The sequence below is a fragment of the Agarivorans sp. QJM3NY_33 genome (assembly GCF_050870865.2).
In the GTDB taxonomy this organism is placed as follows: Bacteria; Pseudomonadota; Gammaproteobacteria; order Enterobacterales; family Celerinatantimonadaceae; genus Agarivorans.
Genome location: NZ_CP194039.2, coordinates 1,168,031 through 1,194,020 on the forward strand (window position 1 = coordinate 1,168,031; position 25,990 = coordinate 1,194,020).

General features: G+C 45.8%; 22 protein-coding genes. 13 read left to right on the forward strand and 9 right to left on the reverse strand.

Annotation, left to right across the window (positions count from 1 at the left end):
* Nucleotides 1–558 precede the first annotated feature (558 nt).
* The 8 genes from ACRRSY_RS05220 to ACRRSY_RS05255 all read left to right on the forward strand — a co-directional run bounded on the left by ACRRSY_RS05220 (nt 559) and on the right by ACRRSY_RS05255 (nt 8,892).
* Nucleotides 559–1,482 (forward strand): LysR family transcriptional regulator, encoded by a 924-nt coding sequence (locus ACRRSY_RS05220; protein ID WP_432454218.1) that lies wholly within the window; start codon nt 559–561, stop codon nt 1,480–1,482.
* A 296-nt stretch (nt 1,483–1,778) separates the two neighbouring features.
* The gene (locus ACRRSY_RS05225; protein ID WP_432454217.1) at nt 1,779–3,272 is read left to right on the forward strand and encodes an ABC transporter substrate-binding protein; all 1,494 of its coding nucleotides are present in this window, start codon (nt 1,779–1,781) and stop codon (nt 3,270–3,272) included.
* A gap of 65 nt (nt 3,273–3,337) precedes the next feature.
* Nucleotides 3,338–4,282 (forward strand): ABC transporter permease, encoded by a 945-nt coding sequence (locus tag ACRRSY_RS05230; RefSeq protein ID WP_432454216.1) that lies wholly within the window; start codon nt 3,338–3,340, stop codon nt 4,280–4,282.
* Nucleotides 4,279–5,097, forward strand: coding sequence for an ABC transporter permease (locus ACRRSY_RS05235; protein WP_432464483.1), 819 nt, complete (start codon nt 4,279–4,281; stop codon nt 5,095–5,097). The genes ACRRSY_RS05230 and ACRRSY_RS05235 overlap by 4 nt, the downstream gene beginning before the upstream one ends.
* Nucleotides 5,094–5,921, forward strand: a complete 828-nt coding sequence (locus tag ACRRSY_RS05240; protein WP_432464484.1) for an ATP-binding cassette domain-containing protein — start codon at nt 5,094–5,096, stop codon at nt 5,919–5,921. Before ACRRSY_RS05235 ends, ACRRSY_RS05240 begins: the two co-directional genes overlap by 4 nt.
* Complete coding sequence (locus tag ACRRSY_RS05245) at nt 5,918–6,733, forward strand: ABC transporter ATP-binding protein (protein WP_432454213.1); 816 nt, start codon at nt 5,918–5,920, stop codon at nt 6,731–6,733. The genes ACRRSY_RS05240 and ACRRSY_RS05245 overlap by 4 nt, the downstream gene beginning before the upstream one ends.
* Nucleotides 6,734–6,791: 58 nt before the next feature.
* Complete coding sequence (locus ACRRSY_RS05250) at nt 6,792–8,177, forward strand: amidase (RefSeq protein WP_432454212.1); 1,386 nt, start codon at nt 6,792–6,794, stop codon at nt 8,175–8,177.
* A 298-nt stretch (nt 8,178–8,475) separates the two neighbouring features.
* Complete coding sequence (locus tag ACRRSY_RS05255; protein WP_432454211.1) at nt 8,476–8,892, forward strand: UPF0158 family protein; 417 nt, start codon at nt 8,476–8,478, stop codon at nt 8,890–8,892.
* 779 nt (nt 8,893–9,671) lie between these two features.
* Here the strand turns inward: ACRRSY_RS05255 and ACRRSY_RS05260 are convergent.
* Complete coding sequence (locus ACRRSY_RS05260) at nt 9,672–9,998, reverse strand: hypothetical protein (protein ID WP_432454209.1); 327 nt, start codon at nt 9,996–9,998, stop codon at nt 9,672–9,674.
* A 774-nt stretch (nt 9,999–10,772) separates the two neighbouring features.
* Here ACRRSY_RS05260 and ACRRSY_RS05265 point away from each other — a divergent pair.
* On the forward strand, nt 10,773–11,090 hold the full coding sequence (locus ACRRSY_RS05265) for a YciI family protein (RefSeq protein WP_432454208.1): 318 nt from the start codon (nt 10,773–10,775) through the stop codon (nt 11,088–11,090).
* A 227-nt stretch (nt 11,091–11,317) separates the two neighbouring features.
* Here ACRRSY_RS05265 and rnr read toward each other — a convergent pair whose 3' ends face one another.
* A complete protein-coding gene (gene rnr, locus ACRRSY_RS05270; RefSeq protein WP_432464485.1) occupies nt 11,318–13,660 on the reverse strand; it encodes a ribonuclease R in 2,343 nt (780 codons plus the stop codon).
* A 524-nt stretch (nt 13,661–14,184) separates the two neighbouring features.
* Between rnr and ACRRSY_RS05275 the strand changes: the two genes are divergently transcribed.
* On the forward strand, nt 14,185–14,979 hold the full coding sequence (locus tag ACRRSY_RS05275; RefSeq protein WP_432454206.1) for a PEP-CTERM sorting domain-containing protein: 795 nt from the start codon (nt 14,185–14,187) through the stop codon (nt 14,977–14,979).
* 64 nt (nt 14,980–15,043) lie between these two features.
* Here the strand turns inward: ACRRSY_RS05275 and yjjX are convergent, their stop codons facing one another.
* From yjjX to ACRRSY_RS05290, 3 genes are all read right to left on the reverse strand, one after another.
* A complete protein-coding gene (gene yjjX, locus ACRRSY_RS05280; RefSeq protein ID WP_432454205.1) occupies nt 15,044–15,589 on the reverse strand; it encodes an inosine/xanthosine triphosphatase in 546 nt (181 codons plus the stop codon).
* Between the two features lie 551 nt (nt 15,590–16,140).
* Entirely contained in the window at nt 16,141–16,653 is a 513-nt protein-coding gene (locus ACRRSY_RS05285; protein ID WP_432464486.1) for a methylated-DNA--[protein]-cysteine S-methyltransferase, read from the reverse strand.
* Between the two features lie 36 nt (nt 16,654–16,689).
* A complete protein-coding gene (locus ACRRSY_RS05290) occupies nt 16,690–17,472 on the reverse strand; it encodes an isocitrate lyase/PEP mutase family protein (RefSeq protein ID WP_432464487.1) in 783 nt (260 codons plus the stop codon).
* Between the two features lie 149 nt (nt 17,473–17,621).
* Here ACRRSY_RS05290 and ACRRSY_RS05295 point away from each other — a divergent pair, with 149 nt between their 5' ends.
* A complete protein-coding gene (locus tag ACRRSY_RS05295) occupies nt 17,622–18,521 on the forward strand; it encodes a LysR substrate-binding domain-containing protein (protein WP_432454202.1) in 900 nt (299 codons plus the stop codon).
* 204 nt (nt 18,522–18,725) lie between these two features.
* Here ACRRSY_RS05295 and ACRRSY_RS05300 read toward each other — a convergent pair whose 3' ends face one another.
* Complete coding sequence (locus ACRRSY_RS05300) at nt 18,726–19,199, reverse strand: DUF1203 domain-containing protein (RefSeq protein ID WP_432458826.1); 474 nt, start codon at nt 19,197–19,199, stop codon at nt 18,726–18,728.
* Between the two features lie 158 nt (nt 19,200–19,357).
* On the opposite strand from ACRRSY_RS05300, the gene ACRRSY_RS05305 reads away from it, so the two are divergent.
* Nucleotides 19,358–20,200 carry a methylated-DNA--[protein]-cysteine S-methyltransferase gene (locus tag ACRRSY_RS05305; protein ID WP_432454200.1) on the forward strand — a complete coding sequence of 281 codons (843 nt, stop codon included), beginning with the start codon at nt 19,358–19,360 and terminating at the stop codon, nt 20,198–20,200.
* 116 nt (nt 20,201–20,316) lie between these two features.
* Here the strand turns inward: ACRRSY_RS05305 and ACRRSY_RS05310 are convergent, their stop codons facing one another.
* Complete coding sequence (locus ACRRSY_RS05310; RefSeq protein WP_432454199.1) at nt 20,317–20,796, reverse strand: GNAT family N-acetyltransferase; 480 nt, start codon at nt 20,794–20,796, stop codon at nt 20,317–20,319.
* 332 nt (nt 20,797–21,128) lie between these two features.
* Between ACRRSY_RS05310 and ACRRSY_RS05315 the strand changes: the two genes are divergently transcribed.
* The gene (locus tag ACRRSY_RS05315) at nt 21,129–22,118 is read left to right on the forward strand and encodes a transposase (RefSeq protein ID WP_432464488.1); all 990 of its coding nucleotides are present in this window, start codon (nt 21,129–21,131) and stop codon (nt 22,116–22,118) included.
* 401 nt (nt 22,119–22,519) lie between these two features.
* Here ACRRSY_RS05315 and ACRRSY_RS05320 read toward each other — a convergent pair whose 3' ends face one another.
* Nucleotides 22,520–23,707, reverse strand: coding sequence for a methyl-accepting chemotaxis protein (locus ACRRSY_RS05320; RefSeq protein ID WP_432464489.1), 1,188 nt, complete (start codon nt 23,705–23,707; stop codon nt 22,520–22,522).
* 296 nt (nt 23,708–24,003) lie between these two features.
* A complete protein-coding gene (locus ACRRSY_RS05325) occupies nt 24,004–25,836 on the reverse strand; it encodes a right-handed parallel beta-helix repeat-containing protein (protein ID WP_432464490.1) in 1,833 nt (610 codons plus the stop codon).
* Nucleotides 25,837–25,990 lie beyond the last annotated feature (154 nt).

The following is a 25,990-nucleotide window of genomic DNA, read 5'->3' on the forward strand; positions in this document are numbered from 1 at the left end:
TAGTGGTCGTCGTATCAAGCCGCTCTTTTCCGTCAGCCAGCAACAATGCAACTGAACGCTAGCCGATGGTATTTGAGGCAGCATTCAAGTGCAGTCAATCAACTGGGTGTTGCCGCCAGTAGAGCTTACAGGAGGTATTCTCAGTCTAGCAACGGCAGATTAGCGGCGTCTACCAGTGGCAGTGGAGTCATGGCTGTGTTACTTGCTCTGGCAGCTCTTAGGTGGCGGGGCGTATCTTGGCGGGTTTAGTTGTCACACCGCTAAAGGCGGGCATACTTGGCGTTATTGGAATGGGATATCTAGTGAAGTATTAAAGGGTATTTCTCGATTTATAAGCTCCAAACTGAGTTTTACAATTCCCCTAGATAGCGGGGTCGATCAGAAACCTGCGCCTATCGATAGCGGTTCAAGCATCGTGATTTGTGCTCTGAAGCGCACGCTCTAGCTGGGATAGGCTAAGCGAGCACGCATTGAATGTGCTTCCCATCATGTAAAAAAGACTTGCCTGAGGCAAACCACTTCGATTGAATGAGCGCATCACTCATTTCAGAGAATGATATGAAGCTTCAGGCTATTACTTATTTCAATGAGCTGGTTCGTTCACGTTCGATTCGACAGGCATCGGAAACTTTAGGGGTTTCTCCGACCGCGATTAGTCGCCAGCTGGAAAATTTGGAACACTATTTTGGTGCGCCCTTAGTGACCCGAGGTGCGCGAGGTATTATGTTAACCGCAGCAGGGGAGCTGCTAGCGACTCGCTCTAAAAGTATGATGCGTGATCTCGATAATGCCCGCCAAGTGATCGATGATCTGCGAGGTCTTAAGCGTGGTCATGTGTCGATCCATATTAACGGCGCAGCAATTAATGCCATCTTGGCTCCTGCGTTGTCGGAATTTTATAAGCTGTATCCAGGGATATCGATTGTGGTGACGGTTTCATCGGCACAAGAAGCCAAGAATGCGGTGATTAATGGTGACACCGATATGGCTGTCACGATGTTCTCTTCTCCCGACTCAAAAATGGATGTGCGCTTTAAACTGCCGATTCACCATGAAGCGATAATGGCAGCTAATCACCCGCTGGCTAAGTTTAAGCAGATTTCCTTAGAGCAGATCCGCCAACATCCGATTGCGATGCCAGATCACTCATTTGGGATCCGGCGTAATTTTGACCAGCGCCAACGTTCTGCTGGTTTTGTGCCTGTGGAGGCAGTGTTTACAACCTCGTCTCTTGAATTACAAAAGGAACTCGCCCTGCGCGGCGCGGCGGTGCTGATTTTACCTGCGATGTCGGTTATTCGTGAAATTAAGGCCGCAGAGCTTGTGGTTCGCCCTTTTGTTGAGGCATCCGAAATCGTAACCGCGCTGCAGCTTGGACGAGCGATGACGACAGCGCCAAGCTTTGCCGCTGCTAAATTAGCCGATTTTCTAGAAGAATTTTTGCCAGAGCAAGCGCAATCGATGCAGCGAGCCAATCGTTAAATGAGTGGGGGCGAGAGGTATAGTATATGAGTTATGCATTCACTGAAAAATTGTTGGCTTAGGGCTGACGCGGCTCGCCATAAAGCCAGCGAACTTGCTGATTTGTTTAGAAGGATCTTTCATCGACTAAACGGGTCAAGCCGCGATAAAATTGCTTAAGCTTTAGAAACAGTGCAACGGTTTTGGTTGCACTGTGCGCTAATAAATCTTATTGCATTTACACTACGTTCTCGGGCAAGGTAAAGGCATAACGAACAGAAAGGGTTTCTAAAACCACTATCAGAGGTTTCCGTTTTATGATACGTAATTTTCGTTCTCTCTTGATTGCGACAGCAGCCATTGGATTGTTTGCGACGGGCAGTGTGATTGCTCAGCCACGCAGTGACCTTATTTTAGGCATGAGCTTAGAGCCTTCTGGTCTTGACCCGACAGTTGCTGCACCAGTGGCCATTGGACAAGTGGTTTGGCAAAACCTTTTTGAAGGTTTGGTTGCAATTGACCAAGACGGCAACATTGAGCCACAGCTTGCCGAAAGCTGGCAGATTTCTGATGATGGTTTGACTTACACTTTTGATATGCGTGATGGAGTCGCTTTCCAAAATGGTAAATTGTTCAATGCGGAGACCGCGAAATATACCCTTGATCGACTACTTGCCAATGATTCGGTTAATCCACAAAAAGTGCTCTATAAGCCGATAAAAAGTGTTGAGGCGCCCGATGCGGATACCTTGGTTCTCAAACTGTCGAAACCATCTGCAGATTTGCTTTATTGGTTAGGTTTTCCTGCTGCGGTCATGGTTGAGCCCTCAAGTGAAGCAACAAATGCTACCCATCCAATTGGGACGGGCCCGTTTCAATTTCTTCATTGGAAGAAAGGTAATCAGGTGACGTTGGTCAAAAACAACAATTATTGGGGCCAAGCAGCACCACTGGATAAAGTCACTTTTCGTTTCATTAGCGATCCACAGGCACAAGCCGCGGCACTTAACTCCGGTGGGATTGATGCGATCCCAGAATTTAACGCACCAGAGTTGGTGAGTCAGTTCAAACGCAATCAAGCCTTTAATACCGTTATCGGAACCACCAGTATGGAAGTGGTTGCTGGTATGAACAGTGCTAAAAAGCCATTTAATGATGTTCGGGTGCGTCAGGCTCTGATGATGGCGACGGATCGCCAAGCCATTATTGATGCCACTAACGAAGGTTTTGGTACGCCAATTGGTAGTCATTTTTCCCCGTCCGATGCGGGTTATGAAAATCTGACGGGGGTATGGCCCTATGATCCAGTGAAGGCCAAGCAACTACTCGCCGAAGCGGGCTATCCGAATGGCTTCAGTTTTACCATGAAAATGCCGACCCGAACCTATGCTGAACGCGCAGCTGAGATCATGCAGGCCTACTTTTCTATGATAGGCGTGACCATGAATATCGAAACCTCCGAGTTTCCTGCGAAGTGGGTTCAGGATGTTTTTAAAGACACCAACTACGATATGACGGTGATTGGTCATGCAGAGCCTCTTGATATTGGGATTTATGCACGCCATCCGTACTACTTCAATTATCAAAATCCTGAGTTTGATGGAGTGATGGCGGCCATCTCTGATGCAACAAGCGAAGCTGAACGGATTGCGGGATACAAGCGCGCCCAGCAAATTCTCGCCCAAGACGTGCCGGCGTTGTTCCTTTACGCCGCACCTAAGATCGGTATATGGAAAAAAGATCTTCAAGGGATGTGGCGCAATGAGCCAGTTCCATCGAACGATGTTAGCGCTGCTTACTGGCGCGAATAAGCGTGCCGAGTTCCAAAAGTAAACGCAGTCAACAGCGAGCAACATACACTCAAAGGTGAGAGCCAATGCGCCATATTATGCAATCGCTGGTAGGGTTAATCGTCACCCTGCTGGTGGTCTCTTTTGTCATTTTTTTAGTGATGGAAGCTGTGCCAGGGGATCCTGCTGAAATCATACTCGGTATGTCTGCAGCGCCCGATACATTAGAAGCACTCCGAAGCCAGTTGGGATTAGATCAATCATTTCTGGTTCGCTATGTAAACTGGCTGGTCGGTTTATTACATGGAGATTTGGGAAACTCTTATACTTATTCTACATCGGTGGCGCAGCTGATTGGTGAACGACTCACTGTGACACTGCCGCTGACTGGGCTGGCGGTGTTTCTTTCGGTGCTGATTTCACTGCCTTTGGGGGTGATTGCTGCCGCAAAACCCAACGGTATAGTTGATATCTTCGCTTCCTTATTCTCGCAAATTGGCATAGCAGTTCCCAATTTCTGGATCGGCCTATTACTGATCCTTGGCATCTCACTCAGTTTTGGTTGGTTTCCCGCGGGTGGTTTTCCTGGCTGGGAGGCGGGTTTTTGGGCTGCGCTTCAGGCGCTAATTCTCCCTTCCATTGCATTGGCAATTCCGCAGGCGGCGGTACTCACTCGAGTCACTCGGGCTGCCGTGATAGAGGTGACCAATGAGGATTTTGTGCGCACCGCTCGAGCCAAAGGCGCAACGCCAAACCAAGCGCTTTGGCGGCATATCATGCCCAATGCCCTGATCCCTATTGTGACCATGTTGGGGATGCAAATCTCGGTTTTAATCGCTGGAGCTGTACTCGTAGAAAATGTGTTTAGTCTACCGGGGATGGGCACACTGGCTTACCAAGCGCTGGCACAACGTGACCTGATTGTAATTCAAAATGTGGTGTTATTCTTTGCCGCCATTGTGATGATTATTAACTTTATTGTTGATGCCTTGTATACCGTACTTGACCCAAGACTGAGGACTCGCCGATGAAACGTCTTCCTTGGTCGCTGATCATTGGTGGCTCGATTACCACGGTGCTTGTGATTGCAGCCATCCTTAGTCAAATTTGGACACCATTCGATCCTACGGCGATCAACATCATGAATCGTTTGAAAGGACCGGGAGTGGGTGGTTTGCTCGGCGCTGACCATTTTGGGCGTGACGAATTGTCGATGATTATGGCTGGAGCCTGGGTGTCTCTTGGGATCGCTTTTTCGGCGATTACTATCGGCGGGTTGATTGGCACAGTGCTTGGTGTGGCAGCGGCCTGTAAACGAGGCCGATTTGAATCGCTGGTGATGCGCGTGAATGATGTGTTATTTGCTTTTCCTCCAGTACTCTCAGCGATTTTGCTGGCAGCAATTCTTGGTGGAGGACCGACCACCACGATTGTCGCCATCGCACTGTTTATGATCCCGGTGTTTACGCGTGTGACCCGTGGCGCAGCATTACAAATATGGGCTCGAGACTACATTCTTGCGGCGCGTATGGCTGGTAAAACCAATACCGGGATCACCATTGAACACGTGATTCCGAATATTGCGGCGCAAATTATTGTTCAAGTGGCAATTCAAACGGGCCTCGGCATTTTGACCGAGGCTGGCTTGTCATTTCTTGGCCTCGGCATCGCGCCTCCCACGCCGAGTTGGGGACGCATGTTGGCAGATGCGCAGACTTATCTTTCTATCGCCCCTCATCTGGTGTTGGTGCCTGGTTTGGCGATTTGTACCGCGGTACTGGGTCTTAATTTGTTGGGTGACGGGCTACGCGATCTTACGGACCCGAGAAGGGGGCAATCAACATGATGCTCGATATTAAAGACCTTCGGGTGAGTTTTCAAAATGGCGATGGCCAAGAAAATGAAGTAGTGCATGGCATCAATCTGTCGCTCAACAAAGGTGAAACGCTGGGAATTGTTGGTGAGAGCGGCTCCGGAAAATCAGTATTATCGCTGGCCACAATTGGTTTGCTTCCTAAGACTGCAAGGGCTTCTGGCGAGATCCTTTTCAAGGGCGAAGATATTTTAAGGATGACCGAGCGGCAGCTGTGTGCATTGCGTGGTTCTCGAATTGGAATGATTTTTCAGGAACCAATGACCGCGCTCAATCCTGCGATGAAAGTAGGAAGCCAGATTGCCGAAGGCCTAAGGTTGCACCGTCATCTCAGTCGTAGAGAAGCAAGTGCGGAAGCGCTTCGCCTGCTGGAGATGGTGCGGATCCCCGATGCTAAGCGGAAAATGCATTGTTATCCTCACGAAATGTCTGGCGGGCAGCGCCAGCGTGTTGGGATTGCGATTGCGCTCGCACTTAAACCGGATCTGTTGATTGCAGACGAACCAACAACCGCCCTCGATGTCACCGTGCAGGCAGAGATCTTGGACATTCTTGACGATCTAGTGAGTGAATTGGGGATTGCCTTGATCTTGATTTCTCATGATCTTGGGGTGATTGCTCGTATCGCCGACCGAACGTTGGTGATGTATCGCGGCAATGAGATGGAGCAAGGGGAAACCGAACGGGTGTTACGAGAGCCGAGTCATGAGTATACCGTTAAGCTTCTCTCTGCCTTGCCACAACGGGTGCGAGTGGGGCTTGAAATCACCACGCCAAATTCAGAAGGTAAGGCATGAGCAAAAAAATTCTTGAAATTATTGGCCTTACACGTGAGTTCAAGCTTGGTGATAGCAGTGTGAAAGCACTTAACAATGTATCGCTGTCCCTTGAAAAGGGACAAATACTTGGAGTGGTTGGCGAAAGTGGCTCAGGCAAGTCAACCCTTGCTCGTATCGTGATGGCGTTGGATAAGCCTAGCGATGGCAATGTGCTGTTTGAAGACCAAGATATTTTTGCGCTTACCTCAGCCAAGTTACGCCGCCTGCGCGCCTGTTTTCAAATGATATTTCAGGATCCTTATGGGTCCTTGGACCCGCGGCATAAAATATCTCGGATCATCGCTGAACCTCTTCATCTAGAAGAAAACGCCCCAAAAGGTAACGCGCTTAGGGCGCGTATCGCAGCGCTGCTTGAAGAGGTGGGTCTAAACGCTGACGACATGGACAAATATCCACATGAGTTTTCTGGTGGTCAACGGCAACGTATCGCCATTGCGCGGGCACTGATCACCAAGCCTAAATTAATCGTCGCAGACGAAGCTACTTCTGCCCTCGATCTGACGGTGCAAGCTCAGATCCTAAAGTTGCTTGTGAGCATGCGCGATAAGCACGGTATATCGGTGCTGTTTATTACTCACAATATCGGCGTTGTTGATGAAATTTGCGATAGCGTTGTTGTAATGCAATCCGGCCAGTTGGTCGAGATCGGCCCGGTTCGGCAGGTCCTCGATAATCCTCGTGAAGCGTATACCAAACGACTGCTGTCTGCCGAACCCACGCTTAAACAGATTGGTCGAAAAAAGTGTCGGCAAGATCCAATGGCTCTCTGAGCGCTTAGCAGCCAAGACCTTTCGACTTAAGCTATTAATATTAGATGGATTTCGTAAGATGATCGATTTTTCAAAGTTAAACACCCGCGCCCTCTTACAGGCTTATGCCAATGGCGATACCACGCCTTCCGAATATATGCGCTGGCTGATTGAGCGGGTTGAAAAAATAGAGCCACAGGTTTGCGCACTTTATGCTTATAAGCCTGAACAAGCCATGCAACAGGCGGAAGCGTCGACTCTGCGTTGGCTTAAGGGGGAAACGCTTGGTCCGCTCGACGGTGTACCTGTTACCGTGAAAGAGTTGATTGCCACCCAAGGTGATCCAATCCCGATGGGGACGGCAGCATCAGATAAAGCCCCAGCAAGCGAAGACGCCCCAATCGCAGCACGTCTAAAAGAAGACGGTGCGATCATCTTTGCCAAGACCACTTGCCCGGACTACGGCATGTTATCGTCTGGCTTGTCAACCTTTCACCATCTGAGCCGTAATCCGTGGGACTTAACTCAAAACCCAGGAGGCTCTTCGGCCGGGGCCGCATCGGCGGGAGCAGCAGGTTTCGGGCCATTGCATATTGGGACCGATATCGGTGGTTCAGTTCGCCTTCCTGCTGGCTGGACCGGACTGTTTGGCTTTAAGCCAAGCCTTGGGCGAATTCCAATTTATCCCTATTATACGGGGCGTTCAGCAGGCCCAATGACCAAAACAGTTGATGATGCGGTGATGGTCATGCCAACTTTAGCAAAACCAGATTGGCGAGATGCCACTTCGCTTAAGTTCGAAGCGTTGGATTGGAATGTTCCGCCTGCAGACGTTCGCGGGATGAAAATCGGTTTGCTCTTAGATGCGGGGTGCGGCATTGAAGCGGAGCCAGAAGTGAAAGCCGCAGTGCTTGAAGCGGCTCAACGATTTGCCAGCGAGGGTGCCGAAATCGTTGAAATAGATCCGGTTCTAAAAAGGGAATGGCTAGATGGCTTAGACGTATTTTGGCGCAGCCGTTTCTGGGGAAGCATGCTAGAACTGAGCCATGAGAAGCGCCAATCGATACTTCCTTATATTTATGAATGGGCAAAAACGGGGGCAGACGCCAGTCCGCTGGATGTAGTGAAAGGCTTCGATGCTACTTTGGCAATGCGAGACCGCTGTGCGGAGGTCTTCACCGAAGTTGACGCAGTGCTTTCTCCGGTGAATCCCAATGTTTCTTATCCGGCAGAATGGGCGTCACCAACCAACGATCCTCAGCAACCGTTTGAGCATATCGCGTTTACCGTGCCATGGAATATGGGAGAGCAACCCGCCGCCTCGATCAATTGTGGTTTCTCTAACAGTGGGATGCCGATTGGCTTACAGATTGTGGCCCCACGGTTTGAAGACCTAAAAGTAATTGCATTGGCGAAGGCCTACGAAAATTGGCGTGGGCCAATAAGCAATTGGCCTGAGCTCTAATCAAACACTTTCGATCGTATCCACAGTACGGTTCCCAGAATAAGGGGCGGGAATGGTGTTGTGGCTTGAAATGGTGATATTCCTAAGTGGACCACTTTTAGTCAGCGCATAGCATTGGCTCTGGTTTTGACGTGCTTCGCACAGAGAAACAAGGATAAGCGTCGCTAAAGCCAGTTTCTGCAAGCGTGGTTGGATACTTCTTGTATAATTTTTACGCAGTATCCTCTGTTTCGCGAAAAAAGCTATGTTATCCTCGTAAAGGCCTTAGCTGCTCAATAGAAAACAGGAGGTGAACAGAATGGCGATTAAGTTCAGTGATATCTTGGATTTGTTTGAGTTGGTCAACTTTGGCTCGCCATTCGAACATCAAGGATATATTTGCAAAGTATCTGGTAAAAGCTATTTTTACTCTGAATTTGGCGATAACGAAGAGGCGTTGCCCGATGATATTGATGATGAGAAATATCTAGCGATTCCTGATAAGAATGACCTAGCTTTAGGTACCGAGCTGGTTTTTGACTTTGTGCAGCAATACTTGCCGTCAGAGTATGACCGTGTCCGTTCGATTTTTCGACATAAAGGCGCCTATTCAAGGTTCAAAGCATTGCTGGAACACGCCGAAAAAATTGAAGCATGGTATCAATTTGAAGCAGAGCATACTGAACTAGCATTACGGGAATGGTGCACTGCACAAGATATTGAAATTATCGGCTAGCAGTTTTTATCATGGATGCCCATACTTCGTTCGTTAGTGGTAGCTATGATAAAAATATTATTCTTTTCTTAGTTATTTTTTATTTGGTTATTATGGTACTAGGCCAAGCTTAATTAATGGTCTAAATGAAGTTGGCCATATAGGTATAAATTATGAAAGCGGTCTTTATTATGAAGCCCATCCTCCTTGCAAAAGTGCCTTTGTTGGTCGATTTTGAGATCAAATTAGTCGTTTAGTTGTCTCAACAAAGAGTGGGTACAAATTTTTATTGGAAAATGAGGAACTAGTAAGTCGCTTGTCTAAAAATCCTAATTATGTAGTTTGGGTTGTTAGGGATAGTGGAATTAATGACGGTAGTTTTGAGTCTTTCTTTGATTTATGTTTGGCTGACTGATTTTGCACTCGATATTTCTAAAGTTCCATACCCTAGCGTGGCGGTTGGCCTACCTGATTTTATTGGTTACTGCAAAAAATAGATGTGAGGATATAAAATTATTACAGAATTTGATGAGTCTGAACATTAGGTAGGGAATAATTATATAATTTCTATTATAGAAAATAAATATTCTCGTGAAGTTCCTGAACGTTTAGAGTCTGTCACAACTGAATATGGTGCTTGTGCATTAAGGGATGGTGGTACACCTGCATGTAGAATTGAGTTACGGAGGTATCTTGGTGTTGTTTAAAAGGGGCGACCTTAACAGTTACTACTAGTAAATTTCGACGAATTCTTTACTGCAGGTTAAGCTTATTTTCTGTGTTGGGTTTGTTACAAGATCTTACTTTAATATTTCTGCATTGAAGTAGTTATTTATTAAGCCTTTAACTTCAGACGCTTTGCCTTCTTTCCAAGTGAGCGAGCGTTCTTCTACATATATGAGTGAGTCAAGATCCACTCCTGCTGCTTCATAATAAGAAATGAAATCTTCAAGTACTGATTTTTCAGCAAATATGAAACTAGGAGTATTAGCTTTTTCTCTTTCGTTGAATACTTTTAAGACTAGTTCGGTTGCTATATCTTGATCTTCATAGCTGTATGTTATGGTACCAGATTGATCGACTTCAAACGAAATTCCCTCTTCTTCAAAAAGAAGTTGTAGCTGCATTGCTTCATCTCCGCTGAGCTTTATGCTCGGTCTAGATTCTTCATTGCAAGATACTAACAAAAGTAACGACAGTAAAAAGAATGATTTCAATGGTAAAGTGAAGTCCTTAAAATACCGCATAATAACTGCGACTTTATGTTGAATTGTGCCAGTGTAACACTTCAAGTAGCTGCCGACCATATTATGAAGGTTAAGTTGGGACTTGCCCTAACTAGTATTATATCGTTGTTTATTTTGTGCTGGAACACGCCGAAAAAATTGAAGCATGGTATCAATTTGAAGCAGAGCATACTGAATTAGCCTTGCGGGAATGGTGCGCCGCGCAAGATATTGAAATTATCGGCTAGCAGTTTTTCTAATGCAGTATCATGGCCCCAAAATTAGCTAATACGTGGGATTAGGGGATGATTTTAGATACTGGGTGTTATTTTTTACTGGCGATTCACCCGCTGACTCGTTAAATCAATGGGAAAACCCATTGTACGGTTCTGAATAAAATTACAATTTCGAATCGACAACGATGAATCATTTCCATACTGTAAATGTAACTACAGAATTAATTTATATTTATACGACAGTCTCTGAACCAGCATCGGTGTTGCTCTTTTTGTTTTGGGTTGATGGGGATAGTTTTAAAAAATACACTGGCTCAGATTCCAATTCGCAGCGATACTTCATACAAGCGTCTAGAGTGGATGGATTGGCGAGGCAAACTATTTCGCTGATAAGGGCTGGCAATACCTCAATTTTTAACCACAGGTCGGAGAATAACAATTGCGTAAATTTGTGGCGTTTCTTTCAGATAAAAATAAAGACCTTTTTAGTGAGCAATTGTTACTTGCACATATCAAGCATTTACAGCAACTTGATGCATCAGGCAAGCTTCATTTATGCGGACCTTTTACCGACAATGATTCAGCCATTCAAATTTTAATGGTGCAGAACATTGAAGAGGCAACGGCGCTTGTAAATCAAGATCCATTTGTACATTACGGGTATTATAAAACGGTCGAAATTAAGGAATTGATTGAAGCAAATGCGGATAACAATTGGCTTACGAGTCATCCACAGACAGAAGAAAAACGAAATTAATGCGCTTGTATGATTGTTTGGCTTAAGCTCTCAAGTCAAAATTTAATCATTAAATTCTGGTTTTCAAATGCGTATCTCGACTGCATTTGAATACTTTTTTCAGTGAGGTGCAAGATTCCGGTGCCATGCGCCCACGGCTAAACGCGATAATGACTCGCGTCAGAGGACTGGGGGAACGCTTAATTTAGTGATCAGCGTAACCCCAAAATATGCAGAAAAGCAGCGCCTTAGGCGGCTTTTATCGATTTGGTTTTTGCCTTCGATTTGGCCTTCGACTTACGCTTGTTACTTTGGCCTTGTTGTTCGGCAAGCACCAGTTCAATCTTACGTTGCTCCATGTCGACTCGAGCTATTTTCACTTGGATTTGTTGGCCGATGGCATAGCTTTTACGGCTATTCTCTCCGGTTAAACGCTGTTTAGCGGCATCAAAATGATAGAAATCACCTTGTAGCGCAGAAACATGCAGCGCACCTTCGACACCGCTGTCTTGCAGCTCGATATATAAACCAAAGTTGTTCAGGCCACTGATCATACCGGTAAAGCATTCGCCCACACGGTCTTGCATATATTCGCATTTTAACCAGGCATCTACGTCCCAGCTGGCGGCATCGGCACGACGAGCGACTTGCGAGCAATGCTCGGCTAAGATCAACATTTGCTCCGTTTGATAGGGATAGTTGACCTTTGGTGCCGAACTAGGTGCGCCAGCAATACGGCGAACGGGATCTAAGCCTTTACCACTCATGCTTTTTAAGGCGCGGCGTAGTAAACCGCCGCTCTCTTTGGCTCGGATCACCGAGCGGATCGCACGGTGGACCAATAGGTCGGGATAGCGACGAATGGGCGACGTAAAGTGCGCATAGGCGTCAAAGTTTAGGCCAAAGTGACCTTGGTTTTCGGGGCTATATATTGCCTGACTCATTGAACGTAGCAGAATGGTTTGGATCACTTGCGCATCGGCGCGCTCACTGGTGCTGTTTAGTAAGCGATTATAATCTGCAGGGGTGGGGGCTTCGCCACCGCCCAATTGTAATCCCTGTTCGCCAAGAAAAGCCCGCAAGCTGGTGAGTTTCTTCTCTTTAGGGCCTTGGTGAACCCGGTATAAGGCTGGCAGTTTGAGTTGCTCTAGGAAGCGAGCAGTGGCGACGTTGGCGCACAGCATACATTCTTCAATTATTTTGTGAGCGTCGTTGCGAACCACCGGTACGATCTGTTCTATTTTTCGTTGCTCATCAAATTTGAAGCTGGTTTCCTGGGTTTCAAAGTCAATGGCACCGCGCTCATTTCGAGCCTCACGTAGTACTGCGTACAAGCTGTGTAAGTCGTGTAGCTGTGGCAGTATCGCTCGATAGTGCTCGCTTAAACGGATACCTTTGCGGCTGTCACTGCGTTCTAAGATACAAGCCACTTGGCTATAAGTGAGCCGAGCGTGAGAGTGGATCACCGCTTCAAAAAATTGATAGTTAGCTAGTTGGCCAGTGGCGTCAATATTCATCTCACAAACCATGACGAGGCGATCCACATGCGGATTTAATGAGCACAGACCGTTGGAGATGGCTTCTGGCAACATCGGAACCACATGCCCCGGAAAATACACTGAGGTGCCGCGTTTTTGTGCTTCTTCGTCTAAGGGGCTGTTTGGGTGGATGTAATGCGATACATCGGCAATGGCCACTAATAAACGCCAGCTACCTTCGGCTGCGGGTTCGCAAAATACGGCGTCATCAAAGTCTTTGGCGTCTTCCCCATCAATGGTTACAAAGGGGGTGGTACGCAGATCGACACGATGGCGCTTGTCTTGTTCGCTCACTTCACTGGCCATTTGTTTTGCTTGCTCTAGCGCCACTTTTGGCCAGATATGCGGGATCTCATGGCTACGGATCGCCACGTTAATTTCCATACCGGGTGCCATAGGGTCACCGATTACTTCGGTAATTTTTGCCATGGCGTTATTACGCTTGTAGGGATAGCTAATAAGCTCGGCCATCACATATTGACCCAGCTTCGCACCGGCGAGTTGAGCGACAGGCACTTCAATACGGTGGGTGATCCGCTGGTTTTCTGGTTCAACATAGTGTTGGCCATCTTGCGATTTTAAACAGCCGATAATGCGGTGCGTATTTTGCTCGAGGATTTTGATGATGCGAGCTTCTTCGCGACCTCGGTTATTAAAGCCATTGGGTAAAGCTTGCACTACATCGCCATCAAATACCTTGGCCATTTGGCTACTATGCAGCACAAAATCAGTGTCGCGCCCAGAGCATTTTAGAAAGCCAAAGCCTTCTCTATGACCAATCACCGTACCGGTGACGAGTTCGCTGTCGTCCACCGGCCAATAGGCTCGGCGACGATCACTGTGAAGCTGCCCATCACGACTCATAGCGATTAAGCGACGGCGCAGTGCTTCTAAGTCATCGTCGGTACTGAGCCCTAATGCACTGGCGATTTTTTCGCGAGTGAGGGCTTCACCGTGTTGGTCGAGTAGGGCGATGATCGCTTCGCGATCAGGGATTGGATTCGCATATTGCTGCGCTGATTTGCTAGTTGCTGAGTTTGAGTCTTGACTCATCGTTATTGCTCTCTTTAATTCGGGGCCAATAACCTTGCACTAGATGAAATGTTCTGTTGATGCAGTTCAGATATAACTCTCAAGGTTGTTAGGCTAAATGCGCTCGCGTTGCGAGTCGCTCAAATGGTCTCTTGCGGCTGTTACGCCGAGTAAAATTAGGCTGGCGAGCAAGAGTGGTTGCGCATTGACTTATAAGTGGTTTGTATGACGTTTTGGTGACAAACCATGTTGCAGAGTCGATGCTCTCAATTGGAAAAACAAGCTGGAATTTAAAACGACGGAACGAAGGTTAAATGAAGGCAACCAAAGCAGAGTTCAAAAAATAGACTGATTTTCTAATGTTTGCCACTGTATACACTTGTAGAAAATTGTCAACCTATTGTTTCGCTTTGCGGCTTTCAAACCTCAAGCCAGCCTGTGTTCACAAATCGAACACTTGCTTGTGGCACTTAAAAATTAGTGACGTTATTGTCACCAGCGCTAACAGTTCAATAAAAAATATAAATAATACATCCGGGAATTTTATGAAAAAAATATTAATCAGCTTGTCGCTGCTGCACTTTGGTGCTCAGGCGATGCCATTTACCGATCATGTGCTAAATGACCACTATAATGGTCAGGCCAATGGGATCCCCACCGCGAACGATCATAACGATGGTGTGCCAGATCTATTTGATGCCGCAAATGTGTTGTTGGGTACCTCTTATACCAGTAATGCCGACCTCGACGCACGCTTTGTTGCCGATGATCAAGTGTTTATTGGTCAGGGGCAGCATAACATTGCCTTAATCGGCTTAACGGCAGGGAACTACAATACTCTGGGGGTTTATACCGACAAGGGAAAAGGCCAAGATAAGCTCGCCTTATTGCCTTCCGATCCTCAGTTTGGTTTTACTGGTGATGGCTCTTCACTCAATCCTTTTAGCGGTGCAGCGTTTGATCTGGTTGGCGAGTTTGCGTGGTATTTAGAGCAAGGTGGGCCCTATAACCAAACCACTTACTATTCAGAAAATCAGCTTAATGGCGGTTGGGATCATATGATGACCTTTGCCATGCCGGAGCTTAACGGCATCACTAAATTCTTGGAAATTGGTGGCCAAGTGCTGGAATACAGTTTTAGCAATGCTTTTTTGATTGGTTGGGAAGACCTTCCCTATGAGTTTCAATCAGCTGGCGTATTAGGCGATGATGACTATGACGATATGATGTACTTAGTCGACTTCAAACCTGCCAGCACGGTACCCGAGCCTACCAGTGCTTGGCTAATGGCGGCGGGCCTCATCGGCCTTGGCTTTACTCGGCGTCCAGCGAAAAGCTAGCTAAACGCCTAAGTGGTTGCCTACCGTCATTCACTCTGTTAGCTGGCGGGTAGGCAGCTTCACTTTATTCGTTGCTAAATAATTCACGATGAGCAAAGCTTACTAAAGCGAGGATCAGCGCGTGAGTATAATTACCTTGGCGGGTCGCTAATCCGTTGGTGAGCAGGCCAATTGCCCCTCCTTTTTGCTTAATGTTGGTGGTATTAAAAAGCTTGTCCATCAACGGGCCGAGTTCGTCACCTTGAGCAAGAGCTTGATAAACCGACGCCGGCAAGGGCATATTGGCCCCACGTCCCACCGACATCTGTTGTCGATCGGCAATCACCGCATAAGCAAAGGTAGCTGGACCATCTTCAAACAAATCGACACCGCCCTCGATGGCCGCATAAAAATCAGCATCTTGTTGTTGCTGACAATAGCGAAGTCGGTTCACTGCTCCATCGCGAGTCTCCTGGCTGGTCATGGGCTGTTCTGCAACCAGAGAAGGGGCATGCATGCCCTGGCAATCAATCTGCTGCTCCGGGTAATAAAGCGCTAAGGCCTCTTTAACGGCAGCAATTTTTACCGGATTAAGTGAGCCTACAATCACTTTAAGTGTTTTATTCGCCATCTATGATTCCTTGGTAGGGTTTATAGGGTGATGCTAACACAGCTTGCTTCGGCTGCGGAATGACTGTTTGGTGATGAGATAGCGGCTTGATACGATGAAAACCGTATTGGTGAGATCACTGCTTGGGGGGATCGATCAACAAGTTTTAAGGCTGGTATAAAACGGAAGTAGAAAATACGGCAAGAAATTTAAGTGACTAAAGCTCTTGCGGGTTAAGCGGCTTCATGATCTTTTCCTGCTTCGTTCGGTGGTGAGCAGTTTAGAATAACAGGGCTTATATCTATAAACAGGAAATGGAAATGCTCACCGGGCGAAGGGTAACGAGGCATTCGCGGTCGCAGAGCAGGGGGGCGCAAACATCCGGGTCAGATAGATAAAATGTATCTGCCCGCTTTATTTGAACGTTCTCTGTAGGAAGGTCACCGTTTAATAAAACGTTGATGATTAAACGCTGGCGACTAGCGAATGGCAAGGACACTACGGTGGCGGGGATTAAGCAAACTGGATGCTTTTTATGTAAACAGAGGCTTTGTTATTCGTAGCGTTTTAAGCTAAATGAAGAGATTTTGCTCTAACGATAAAAGACGTTTTTTTAATGACAATCCGCCAGCATAACCTACCAGCATACCTTGAGAACCAATAATACGGTGACAAGGAATGATAATCGCCAAACTATTTGCGCCATTTGCATTACCGACAGCTCTCACTGCCGCTTCATTTCCAATTGAACGAGCTAAATCTTGATAAGTGGCGGTGTGACCGTATTTCACCTTTTCTAATGCGCCCCATACCGACTTTTGAAAATCTGTACCTATCAGCAATAGGGGAATATCAAAAACGCGACGTTCACCAAGAAAGTATTGTTCAAGCTGAGTCTTGGTTGATTCCAAAATATCGTCGTTTTGTTCTGTAAATGATGCATTCAGACCAAGCTGAATGCGTTTATCAACAGACGCTCTCATTTTGCGATATCGAAAGTCGCACAAACAAAGCTGACCTTGATACGAACCGAGAAGAAACTCCGCATAAGGATGTTTGAAATACTGAATATTGATCTGTTGCACCGTGTCTGCCCCTTAAACAAAATGCTATAGCTAAAGTCACATCGACAGCGACTTGTCTTGAGAAAATAAAGACTGCCAGTTTCCTGTTTCTGTTATCTCAAGTAATTGGTGTTGTAGTCTTTTATGCATAGCTTGATGGGCAAAGTTACCCATGCTTATACGTTTCACTCCTAAACTTGCTAATACCTCGAAGTCAGGTAATTCAGGTATTGTCATTACATTGATCGGGAGTGACGCAGCTTTGACGATTGTTTTGATATCATCAATTTGGCTCAGGCAAGGAAAGAATAGTCCATGAATTCCAGTCCTTTGATAAGATGCTATCCGTTTTACTGCTTCTGCAACGGCATTATCTATACCTAGTAAAAAGACATCACATCGTACATTAATAAATACATCTATCTCACGTTGCTGTAATTGATAACAAATAGCAGCGAGTAGCTTGGTAAATTCACTGGTATCAACCAAGGTTCTGTCTGCGCCGACTCGACTGTCTTCAATATTGATACCGACAACACCAAGCTCAAGCAATTGCTGAATATTGTCGACAATGATTTTAGGATCTCGACTAAATCCCGCTTCAATATCCACTGTTAACGGAAGACAACTCGCTGCTTTAATACGCGAGACAATGTATCGTAATTCTTTAAAAGGAATTTCTTCACCATCTTCGTAGCCCAGCAGGCCAGCGATAGCGGCACTGGACGTTCCCAAAGCTTGATATCCTGCATTTTGTGCACATTTTGCGCTGATTGCATCCCACACATTTGCGATTAAAAGTGGCTGCGCTTGTTGGTGCAGAAGTTTAAATTCTTGCATCTTACATATCCTTTATTGGTGGTCGCTATCGTGATGCTGTTGTAGGTGATTATTCAGAAAAATGAGAATGTGTACCAACAATATGAATCGACTTGTAATATAAGTCATGCTTATAATACCTGCTGCCGTTAACCCTGGGTTTATCTGTTTTGTTTAAAAATATCAATCTGTTAGTCACATTTGAATGTGCAGCCAGACATAAAAGCTATAGTTTAGCTTCGACTGAGCTGTGTATTTCTCAAGCGGCTGTTAGCCAACAAATGCGACAACTGGAGCAGGCGCTAGGCGGGCGCATGTTTATCCGTAAACGCAGACAGATGGTGTTAAGTCAACAAGGACAGTTATTATTCGAACATACTCAAAAAGCACTCGGGATTATCAATCAAGGTTTAAGCCAAGTTCGCCAAGAAGTTATCGCTGGTGAACTTACGATTAGCTCAACCCAAGCCTTTACCTCGCTGTGGCTTATGCCACGATTGCAGTGTTTTTCTGAGCAGTATCCAGATATACAAATTCGCGTTGTGTCTTCTCCTCATTTTGAAGACTTGAAACAAGCACATATTGACTTGGCTATACGTTTTGGCAGTAAAGTCGCTGAATATACGCCAGATAGTCTTGCGTGTGATTATTTGGGTCAAACAGATGTATATCCAATATGTTCTGCACAATTAGCGAAAAAACTGCCGTTAAACTCTCCTATCGATCTGCTTTCTACTTGGCTTGTCACTTTGGAAAGCCCAGGCGCTTATGATTGGAAAAGCTGGTTTAATCACATCGGTATTACGGAGTATGAGCAGCATAAGCAATGGACCAAGGTAACAAGCACCGATATGGCGTTAAACGCGGTTGTAAATGGTCATGGTGTTACGCTAGCAGTGCCTTATTTATGCCAGCGTCAGCTTGATTCTGGCGAGCTAGTGATTCCTTTTAAACTTGCTCATCCTTACCCAGTGAAGCGCTATATGGTCTATGACCCGCACTCTTCCAAATTAGCTCGTTTAAAAGTATTTATGGCGTGGTTAGCAACCGAGATGCCAACCAGCAATTAAACGAGTTGGGGGCTTAATAGCCTCCCAGGTACCCTCAATTTATGAGGCTTTGGCTTTTTTATTGTCATACATCTATAAGCCATCAAACTTCAAAAATTACCAAGCTCCCATCATAAAGCTTTTTTAAGATGGGGTTTAAATCTAGGTTCCATATATAGATGGTATCGATGACTTATTTTTGTCGTCAGGTTGCTCTTGGGCCTGTCAATCTCGTTCAATTCTAAGGGCGTAGCATCCATATGCCGCAAATCTTAGCAGCACAAACTCGACAACAGGATTGGATAAAAAATTATCCAGCACGAGCTGAGCGTTACTTGGGCTAACCAGTTCGGCATCTACAATTTCTTCGCCACGATTGTAGGCTCTTAGTACAAAGTTTTGCCCCAAGTAGTCGGTATCTTTGCCGCTTGGCAATGGGAGTTGAGTCAGATCTGGTTGTTCATCGCTTGCTTGAGCACGAATAAAAATTGGCCCATATTCTTTGTAGGGACCGGGAGCGCCGAACGGACAATAACTAGCAAGAATAATTTTTTCCCCAGCACGGGCCCTGCGTAAAATATCGCGACATGGCTCACCGCCTTCAGCAATTTTAAATACGACCGCTTGGTTTTGATCGTCGAGCCCTGCATTTCGTGCTTTCAATAAAAAGTCGGGACGTATTGGTGTAATAAGCGCCATAAATTATTCCTTGTAATCAATGTATTGATGAACAGCTTACGAGGAAAAATTAAGTTATACGCTCCGATTCTTGCGCACTTGAAAGCGCAAGAATCGGATGGCTGCGAAATAGACCATGGGATATGATGAGGGCAAACAGCTCCCTTGGATATAGAATCATGGCCGATACAGATGCACGTATAGTGCAGGTTGCTCAGAGAATCGAAACCGATGCCGACGAAGCGCTTAATCTTGAAGAATTGGCTAGGCAAGCAGCGATTAGTCCTTGCTACTTACAACGTAAGTTCAAGGCCATGTTTGGCGTGTCGCCCAAGATTTTTCAGAATGCCATCCGCATCAATCGATTAAAGCAATCACTTAAAAAAGGGGGCGGTATCAGCGATGCGATATTTGAAGCGGGTTTTGGTTCAACCAGCCGAGTCTATGAGCAAGTCAACCGAAAGCTAGGTATGACACCTTCTGCTTATCGTGACGGGGGCAAAAACCTCACCATCTCATTTGCCTTAAGGACCACCGTCTTCGGTCAGTTAATGATGGCCGCCACCGAGCGAGGCGTATGCTTTGTGCACTTAGCCGACGACGCAACGCATCTTCTACAAACACTGCACCGTGAGTTTCCCAATGCGCAGCTGGTAGCAAGCCCTGAAGATATGTCTCATGAGTTGGACTTGTGGATTGAAGCCCTGGAGAGTCACCTTGCCGGCAAAGGACCAAAGCCCGACTTACCGCTACACCTGCGCGGTACCGCATTTCAAATAAGCGTCTGGAAATTTTTAATGAGTGTCGAAGACGGACAACAGGTATCGTATAAACAAGTCGCGGAAGGTATCAATGCACCAAAATCGTTTCGTGCGGTGGCTAACGCCTGTGGTGCTAACAATATTGCAATATTGATCCCCTGTCACCGAGTACTACGCGGAGATGGTCAGCTCGGAGGCTATCGTTGGGGGGGACAGCGCAAAGCAAAACTACTCTCTATGGAAGCTGATCGTAAAAGATGATTTTATTTAAGTGATTGCTTTTAAATATAAAATTGTTGATTATTCTAGCCGCTCAGACAGTGACCCCTTTTATTTCTGATCCGCATTTAGGGGGCTAGCTCCCTTTGGCAACCCAATTATGGCTTGATGATTTTACGCATGTTGTGACTAACCATTTGATAACCGATGCTATTGTATAAATATTGGGCACCAGTGTTTTGATTAAAAACATGCAGCCCTATGCTCGTGACTCCCTGCTCTGCGACGACTTTTTCAATTAAATGAAGTGCAGATTTTGCGTAACCTTTTCTACGATAATTTTCATATATACCAACGTCATATATAAAAGCAGATTTGCTACTCGCTTGATCTTCAACTTTAACCCAAATATAGCCAGCATGATCACCACTTGTGTTTTCTATCACATCAAATAAGTAATTATTTTTGCTCTTTAATCCCTCGGGTAAAAGATTAAAACACTCGTTTTTAGACCTCTCTAATGCTCCTGATTTATCCCAACGGCCAGATTGAACATTTTCATTTGCATAAGCAGGGATCATTATATTTTGATACTTCGAGAATGACTCATCATTCATCGGTTTTAATGAAATTTTCATACGATTGTAAACTCTTGATTGGGGCACACTAGGCCAAGTTATGGGGCTACGTTGAGCGTTAGCGGAAAATTCGCCTGAATGAGTAAGGATAAATGCGCTGAAAGCCCACTATAGGGGCTGACTATCCAGTAACTATCTGATGATTAAACGCTAAGGTCTAGTGAAAGGCAAGGGCATGAGCGTGAGGAAATTTCTGAAAGAAGCCAGACACCTTTTTACTTAAAGAGAGGGTGAGCTGAACAAAAAATAAAAAAAATAACAAGACAGCCATCCCAACTAGCCAAATGATAATAATCTAAAATATCAATAGTTGGTTTTAGGGAGTTATTGCCATGCCTCGGTCCAGACAGTCGCAAGTGAGCTTATCGGATACACCTTATTATCACTGTGTTTCCCGCTGTGTTCGGCGGGCTTTTTTATGCGGCGAAGACAAGCAAACGGGCAAGAGCTATGAGCACCGCCGCCAGTGGGTGGAAGATTATTTGCTGCAACTTGCCGCGGTTTTTGCCATTGATGTCTGTGCTTATGCTGTTATGAGTAATCACACTCATGTGGTATTGCACATCGATAAGGCCAAAGCCGAAGCCTGGTCAATGGATGAAGTCTTAGAGCGCTGGCATATTTTGCACCAAGGCACCTTACTGACTCAAATGTATCTCAATTCTGAGTTACGTCCAAAGTTAAGTGAGGTGCAACTACAGGCCATTCACGCCACCGCCGAAGTGTATCGGACTCGACTCTTTGATTTAAGCTGGTTTATGCGCCATTTAAATGAACATATTGCTCGAGCCGCCAATAAAGAAGACCAATGCACTGGGCGCTTTTGGGAAGGCCGTTTTAAATCACAAGCCTTACTCGATGAAGCAGCACTTGCCGCCTGTATGGCCTATGTGGATTTAAACCCGGTTCGCTCAAATATGGCAAGTACGCCTGAAACCTCGGACCACACCAGTATCAAACAGCGCATTCAGCAAGCCAAACAAGGTCAGCAACCCAAGCCGCTAATGCCTTTTGTCGGTAACCCCAGAGAAACCATGCCCGAAGGTTTACCCTTTGAGCTCCAAGACTACCTGCAACTGGTGGAGCTCACCGGCCGCGTTATCAGAGAAGATAAACGTGGGTATATCGATGATGCACAAGCGCCCATTTTACAGCGCTTACAAATCGATGAAGAAAGCTGGTTAGCCTTGAGCACGGGCTTAGAGCATCACTTCGCCAGCGTGGTGGGCGCCGGTCACTCGCTAGAACGTTACAAACACCAGCATAAGCAACAGCGAATTAAAGGTATGGCAGCTGCTAAACGCTGGCTTGATGTTGGGTAAGTAATTTATGGTCTGATTTTTTGTCGACAGAGTAGGTATTTAGCATATCTCGAATCACTACGTTTTTCGCCCTCATGAATCGCTTCGCATTGACTAAAGCTTTGATTAACGCCCCAGTATGTAAGGTTTTTAAGAACAAGTTGGCTCTTCAAAGTTGATTTGAGTTGATGACATCGACTTATGCTCATTGGATAGTTAGAATGGCTGTCTAATTAGTTTTTGGATAGTTAGAATGGCTGTCTAATTAGTTTAATAGTTTAAAACTCGATATACCAGCCAAGGGGAAGTCGCATCAAGTTAACCAGTTTTGGTCGGATACAACTAAACGATTTTAGCCTCACTAAAATATTGACGTTGATACTCAAGCTGCCTTAATTCTGTGAATTACAAAGCAACTACCCTCATGTGGTTTTTTGAACATTAAGACTGAAACGAGCCAAACGCGTTCTTAATTGTAGAGACTCATCTCGTTGGCTTGTGCTCTGGTTCGCTAATTTTAGTACTGCGTTGCCAATCTCGGCTAATGAGTTGTTGATCATCACAACGTTTGTATTGATTTCTTCGGTGACGGTTGTCTGTTGCTCTGCTGCGGTGGCAATCTGCGTGACCATGTCACTAGCCTCAACCACATCAGAAAAAATAGATTTTATTTCAGTCGCTTGATTATTAATGGCGTTAACGGCTTGCTCTACATTACTGGCAATGATTTGCATCGCATTTAGCGAGTGTTTAGCCTTCGAGTTTAGAGTTTGGATGGTACTTTGAATTTGATGCGTCGATTGTTGGGTGCGGCTAGCTAGGTTTCGTACTTCATCTGCGACCACAGAAAAACCTCTTCCATGGGCTCCTGCTCTTGCCGCTTCGATGGCCGCATTGAGGGCTAACAAGTTAGTCTGTTCGGAAATATCTTCAATCATCTTAGTCATCTCATTAATCTGAATCACACCGCTGTTAAGTTCATCAACATGTTGACTGGATGAATGAATATGCGCCGCGTCCTCTTTGGTTCCTTCGGCCATTTTTTGCATAATAAGGCTACCGTTTTGAGCGCTGGCACTTACGTTTTGAGTTTTATTGGCGGCCACTTCGGCATTTGATGCGATTTGCACAATGGTCGCCGACATTTGAGTCATCGCTGAGCCGAGTAGCTCCATTTGTTCTTGTTGTGATTGAATTTGCGCACTACAACTATTTCCTAGTGTGTGAAATGTTTCTCCATCGTGATGCGCTTGATCTAGTAAAGCCATTGAGTCACACAAAATTTGTCGAATCGTTTCTCTGAGCAAGGCTACGCTTTGGGTGATTTTAGCGAATTCTCCCTTTTCGAAAGGTTCACTCTTTACAGAAAAGTTGCCGAGATTCATTTCTTCTAGCTGTTGACGGACTTGTCTGATCTGGGCGACCAAGCTTAGATAAAATCGAATAAAGGCCAAAATAATGGCAATCGAACAAAGACCAAGAGTGACGATTAAATAGTTATTTTGAATGTTTGTAGAATAATGCACGAAGTTTGTAATGAAGAGGGCTGACAAGGATACGAACATCAGAAGTAACAGGCGCAGCTTGATGGAAAAAATTGTATTCCGCATAAAAATTTAACCAGTAATGGATCGCAATCTATGATCTCATATTCCAAATACGGTTTGCCAAAGCATCTAAGGGAAGTGATTTTTCACCTATGAAACATCGACCTGAAGGCGCGTAAATGTTGACTAACTATCGATCCAAACAGGTCATATCGAACGATAATAAATCTCGAGCATTTTTGTTTACTGGGATGAGTTTGTTTATAGGGGCTGTTGGTCGTAAGGGAGGGATTGAATAGGGGCTACCCGAGTGGCTCTGTTCGGCAGATGCGGCCTATTCGCCACATCCACCGAGATGTTTATTGCTTCTCAAAAGCACCTAAATCTGGTGCAAGGCCTAAGCTGGGTAAACCTACGTCAACGCCAGCATCGATTAAGTCGCTGTCTGATTTCAGTTTGAATAAATCGTTATCGGCTAAGCTGCCATCGATATTTCTTTCCATGGTAGCTAAAGAAAGATCCAGGCTGAGAAAATCTGCCGCGCTGAGCGATACACCGCCATTCCATGAATTCGCCAGCTGGTCGGCATTGCTAATATTCTCACTGCTAGATAAGGATATATTGTTGCGGAAGATGTGCGTCTCGCCATCGTTGAGGGAATTACCAAAGCCAAAATTAATGCCGTTATCATAGGCGGTGTTATTGAGCAGTGTGATTCCGCCAGCATTGTTGTTTTGGTCAAAACCTTTCAGCGGATTCCCAAAAGCGACGGAGTTGCTGATCCGATTATTGGCCGCCTTAAAATTTCCGCCTAATTTAAATCCATTACCGTTGCCGGAGAAGCCGCCATAGCCCCATACGTCAACGCCATTACGAAAAGCCCAGCTATTTTCGATAATCACCACTTCATCACTGTCGTAGGTATCAAAGCCATCGTCGGAATTTTCCCAAGCGCGACAACCAATAAACTTATTGCCCGGCCCTTGGGTTTGCTTGGGGCCAAAGCCATCAGCCATGCTACCATCCTTTTTAGGATCGTAATTACGATAAGCATCGGAGTTAATCACCGTGGTATAGGCCCCCCCTTTATTAATTTCTAAACCAGTATTGCGATTGTGGTGGAAAGCGCAGTTTTCAAAAGTATTATGTTTACCCTTTACATAAACCCCTTGATAGCCAGCACGAGTCACTTCAATGCCTTTGAAATACCAATAATCACCATTTAAGGCAAAGCCATAGGAGTTTTGTACCCATTGCTGTTCGGGAAAAGAGAAATCGATAATCGCACGGCCACAATTGGCTGCCACCACACTGATTGGTGCGCCAGCCTGTCCCGATTTGGCGAGAGTGATGGTATTGGCAACGCCGCTGGTATAAGGAATGTTGTAGCTGCCAGCTTGCAACAGGATCATTTCGCCTGCACCGACTAAGTTCAGTGCACTGGTAAAATCTAAGGCTGAGTTGAAGCTGTCGCCATTGGCCCAGCTGGTTCCTGTGGGGGATACGTAGTAAATATGATTGGCGATAACGCCGCTGGTTTCCCCTGCACAGCTGGCTGCCCCGCTAGCCGTCGCTTGTGCGGTATTCGAGTTATATTGGCTGCCCGCTAAACCATATTTGATCCAATAGTAATAGGTGGTTCCCGCGCTGGTATCTTGATCGACATAAGTCTGTGCGCTATTGCTAAGACTAGCGATCCGCACTCGGCCGCTGGGATCGGCATCTGTATCGCGATACAGTTGGATACTCGATACCTCTCCAGCCTTCGACCAATTTAAATCAATGGTTGCGTTGTTGGCACTGGCATTTAAGCACAGGTATTCGCCACAGACTGTATTGTAAGTGGTGGCACTGGCTACGGCTGAATTATACTGCTGACCGTTGGCGGTGAATTTGAGCCAGTAATAATAAGGGCTGGCGAGTTGTATGGTGTTATCGCTATAGCTGGTGGTTGTAGTATTTAGGGTGGCTATGCGCGTTCGGCCACTGGGGTCGGCGTCGGTATCGCGATAAAGCTGAAGATTGCTTACGGTTCCTTCAATGGTCCAATTAAGAGCGATTGCTCCGGCACTGGGGCTGGCCGCTAAACAAACACTGGCACCGCCGCCACTGCCACAATTTGCCGCGAGTACTGCAATACTTGAAGAGCCGCAGCCAAATAATAATAAGCTGATGAATACGGTACGTAACATGTTTAAATCCCTCTATTTATACTTAGTCCGTTGATAAGGATTACAGTTGGTCTCTGTTGTTTGATCGTTAGCTGCTATCTATGGCGTATATACGAGTTATCGCTTCGGCTAATAACAATCAAATAACAGGATGCTTAAATTAATCGAGAGCTTA

Coding starts and splice junctions, on each gene's coding strand:
- ACRRSY_RS05255 (WP_432454211.1), top strand. CDS start 8,476: ATGGCGATTAAGTTCAGTGATATCTTGGATTTGTTTGAGTTGGTCAAC.
- ACRRSY_RS05310 (WP_432454199.1), bottom strand. CDS start 20,796: ATGAAAATTTCATTAAAACCGATGAATGATGAGTCATTCTCGAAGTAT.
- ACRRSY_RS05245 (WP_432454213.1), top strand. CDS start 5,918: ATGAGCAAAAAAATTCTTGAAATTATTGGCCTTACACGTGAGTTCAAG.
- yjjX (WP_432454205.1), bottom strand. CDS start 15,589: ATGGCGAATAAAACACTTAAAGTGATTGTAGGCTCACTTAATCCGGTA.
- ACRRSY_RS05235 (WP_432464483.1), top strand. CDS start 4,279: ATGAAACGTCTTCCTTGGTCGCTGATCATTGGTGGCTCGATTACCACG.
- rnr (WP_432464485.1), bottom strand. CDS start 13,660: ATGAGTCAAGACTCAAACTCAGCAACTAGCAAATCAGCGCAGCAATAT.
- ACRRSY_RS05290 (WP_432464487.1), bottom strand. CDS start 17,472: ATGCAAGAATTTAAACTTCTGCACCAACAAGCGCAGCCACTTTTAATC.
- ACRRSY_RS05275 (WP_432454206.1), top strand. CDS start 14,185: ATGAAAAAAATATTAATCAGCTTGTCGCTGCTGCACTTTGGTGCTCAG.
- ACRRSY_RS05305 (WP_432454200.1), top strand. CDS start 19,358: ATGGCCGATACAGATGCACGTATAGTGCAGGTTGCTCAGAGAATCGAA.
- ACRRSY_RS05325 (WP_432464490.1), bottom strand. CDS start 25,836: ATGTTACGTACCGTATTCATCAGCTTATTATTATTTGGCTGCGGCTCT.
- ACRRSY_RS05260 (WP_432454209.1), bottom strand. CDS start 9,998: ATGCAGCTACAACTTCTTTTTGAAGAAGAGGGAATTTCGTTTGAAGTC.
- ACRRSY_RS05240 (WP_432464484.1), top strand. CDS start 5,094: ATGATGCTCGATATTAAAGACCTTCGGGTGAGTTTTCAAAATGGCGAT.
- ACRRSY_RS05300 (WP_432458826.1), bottom strand. CDS start 19,199: ATGGCGCTTATTACACCAATACGTCCCGACTTTTTATTGAAAGCACGA.
- ACRRSY_RS05250 (WP_432454212.1), top strand. CDS start 6,792: ATGATCGATTTTTCAAAGTTAAACACCCGCGCCCTCTTACAGGCTTAT.
- ACRRSY_RS05220 (WP_432454218.1), top strand. CDS start 559: ATGAAGCTTCAGGCTATTACTTATTTCAATGAGCTGGTTCGTTCACGT.
- ACRRSY_RS05230 (WP_432454216.1), top strand. CDS start 3,338: ATGCGCCATATTATGCAATCGCTGGTAGGGTTAATCGTCACCCTGCTG.
- ACRRSY_RS05315 (WP_432464488.1), top strand. CDS start 21,129: ATGCCTCGGTCCAGACAGTCGCAAGTGAGCTTATCGGATACACCTTAT.
- ACRRSY_RS05225 (WP_432454217.1), top strand. CDS start 1,779: ATGATACGTAATTTTCGTTCTCTCTTGATTGCGACAGCAGCCATTGGA.
- ACRRSY_RS05320 (WP_432464489.1), bottom strand. CDS start 23,707: ATGCGGAATACAATTTTTTCCATCAAGCTGCGCCTGTTACTTCTGATG.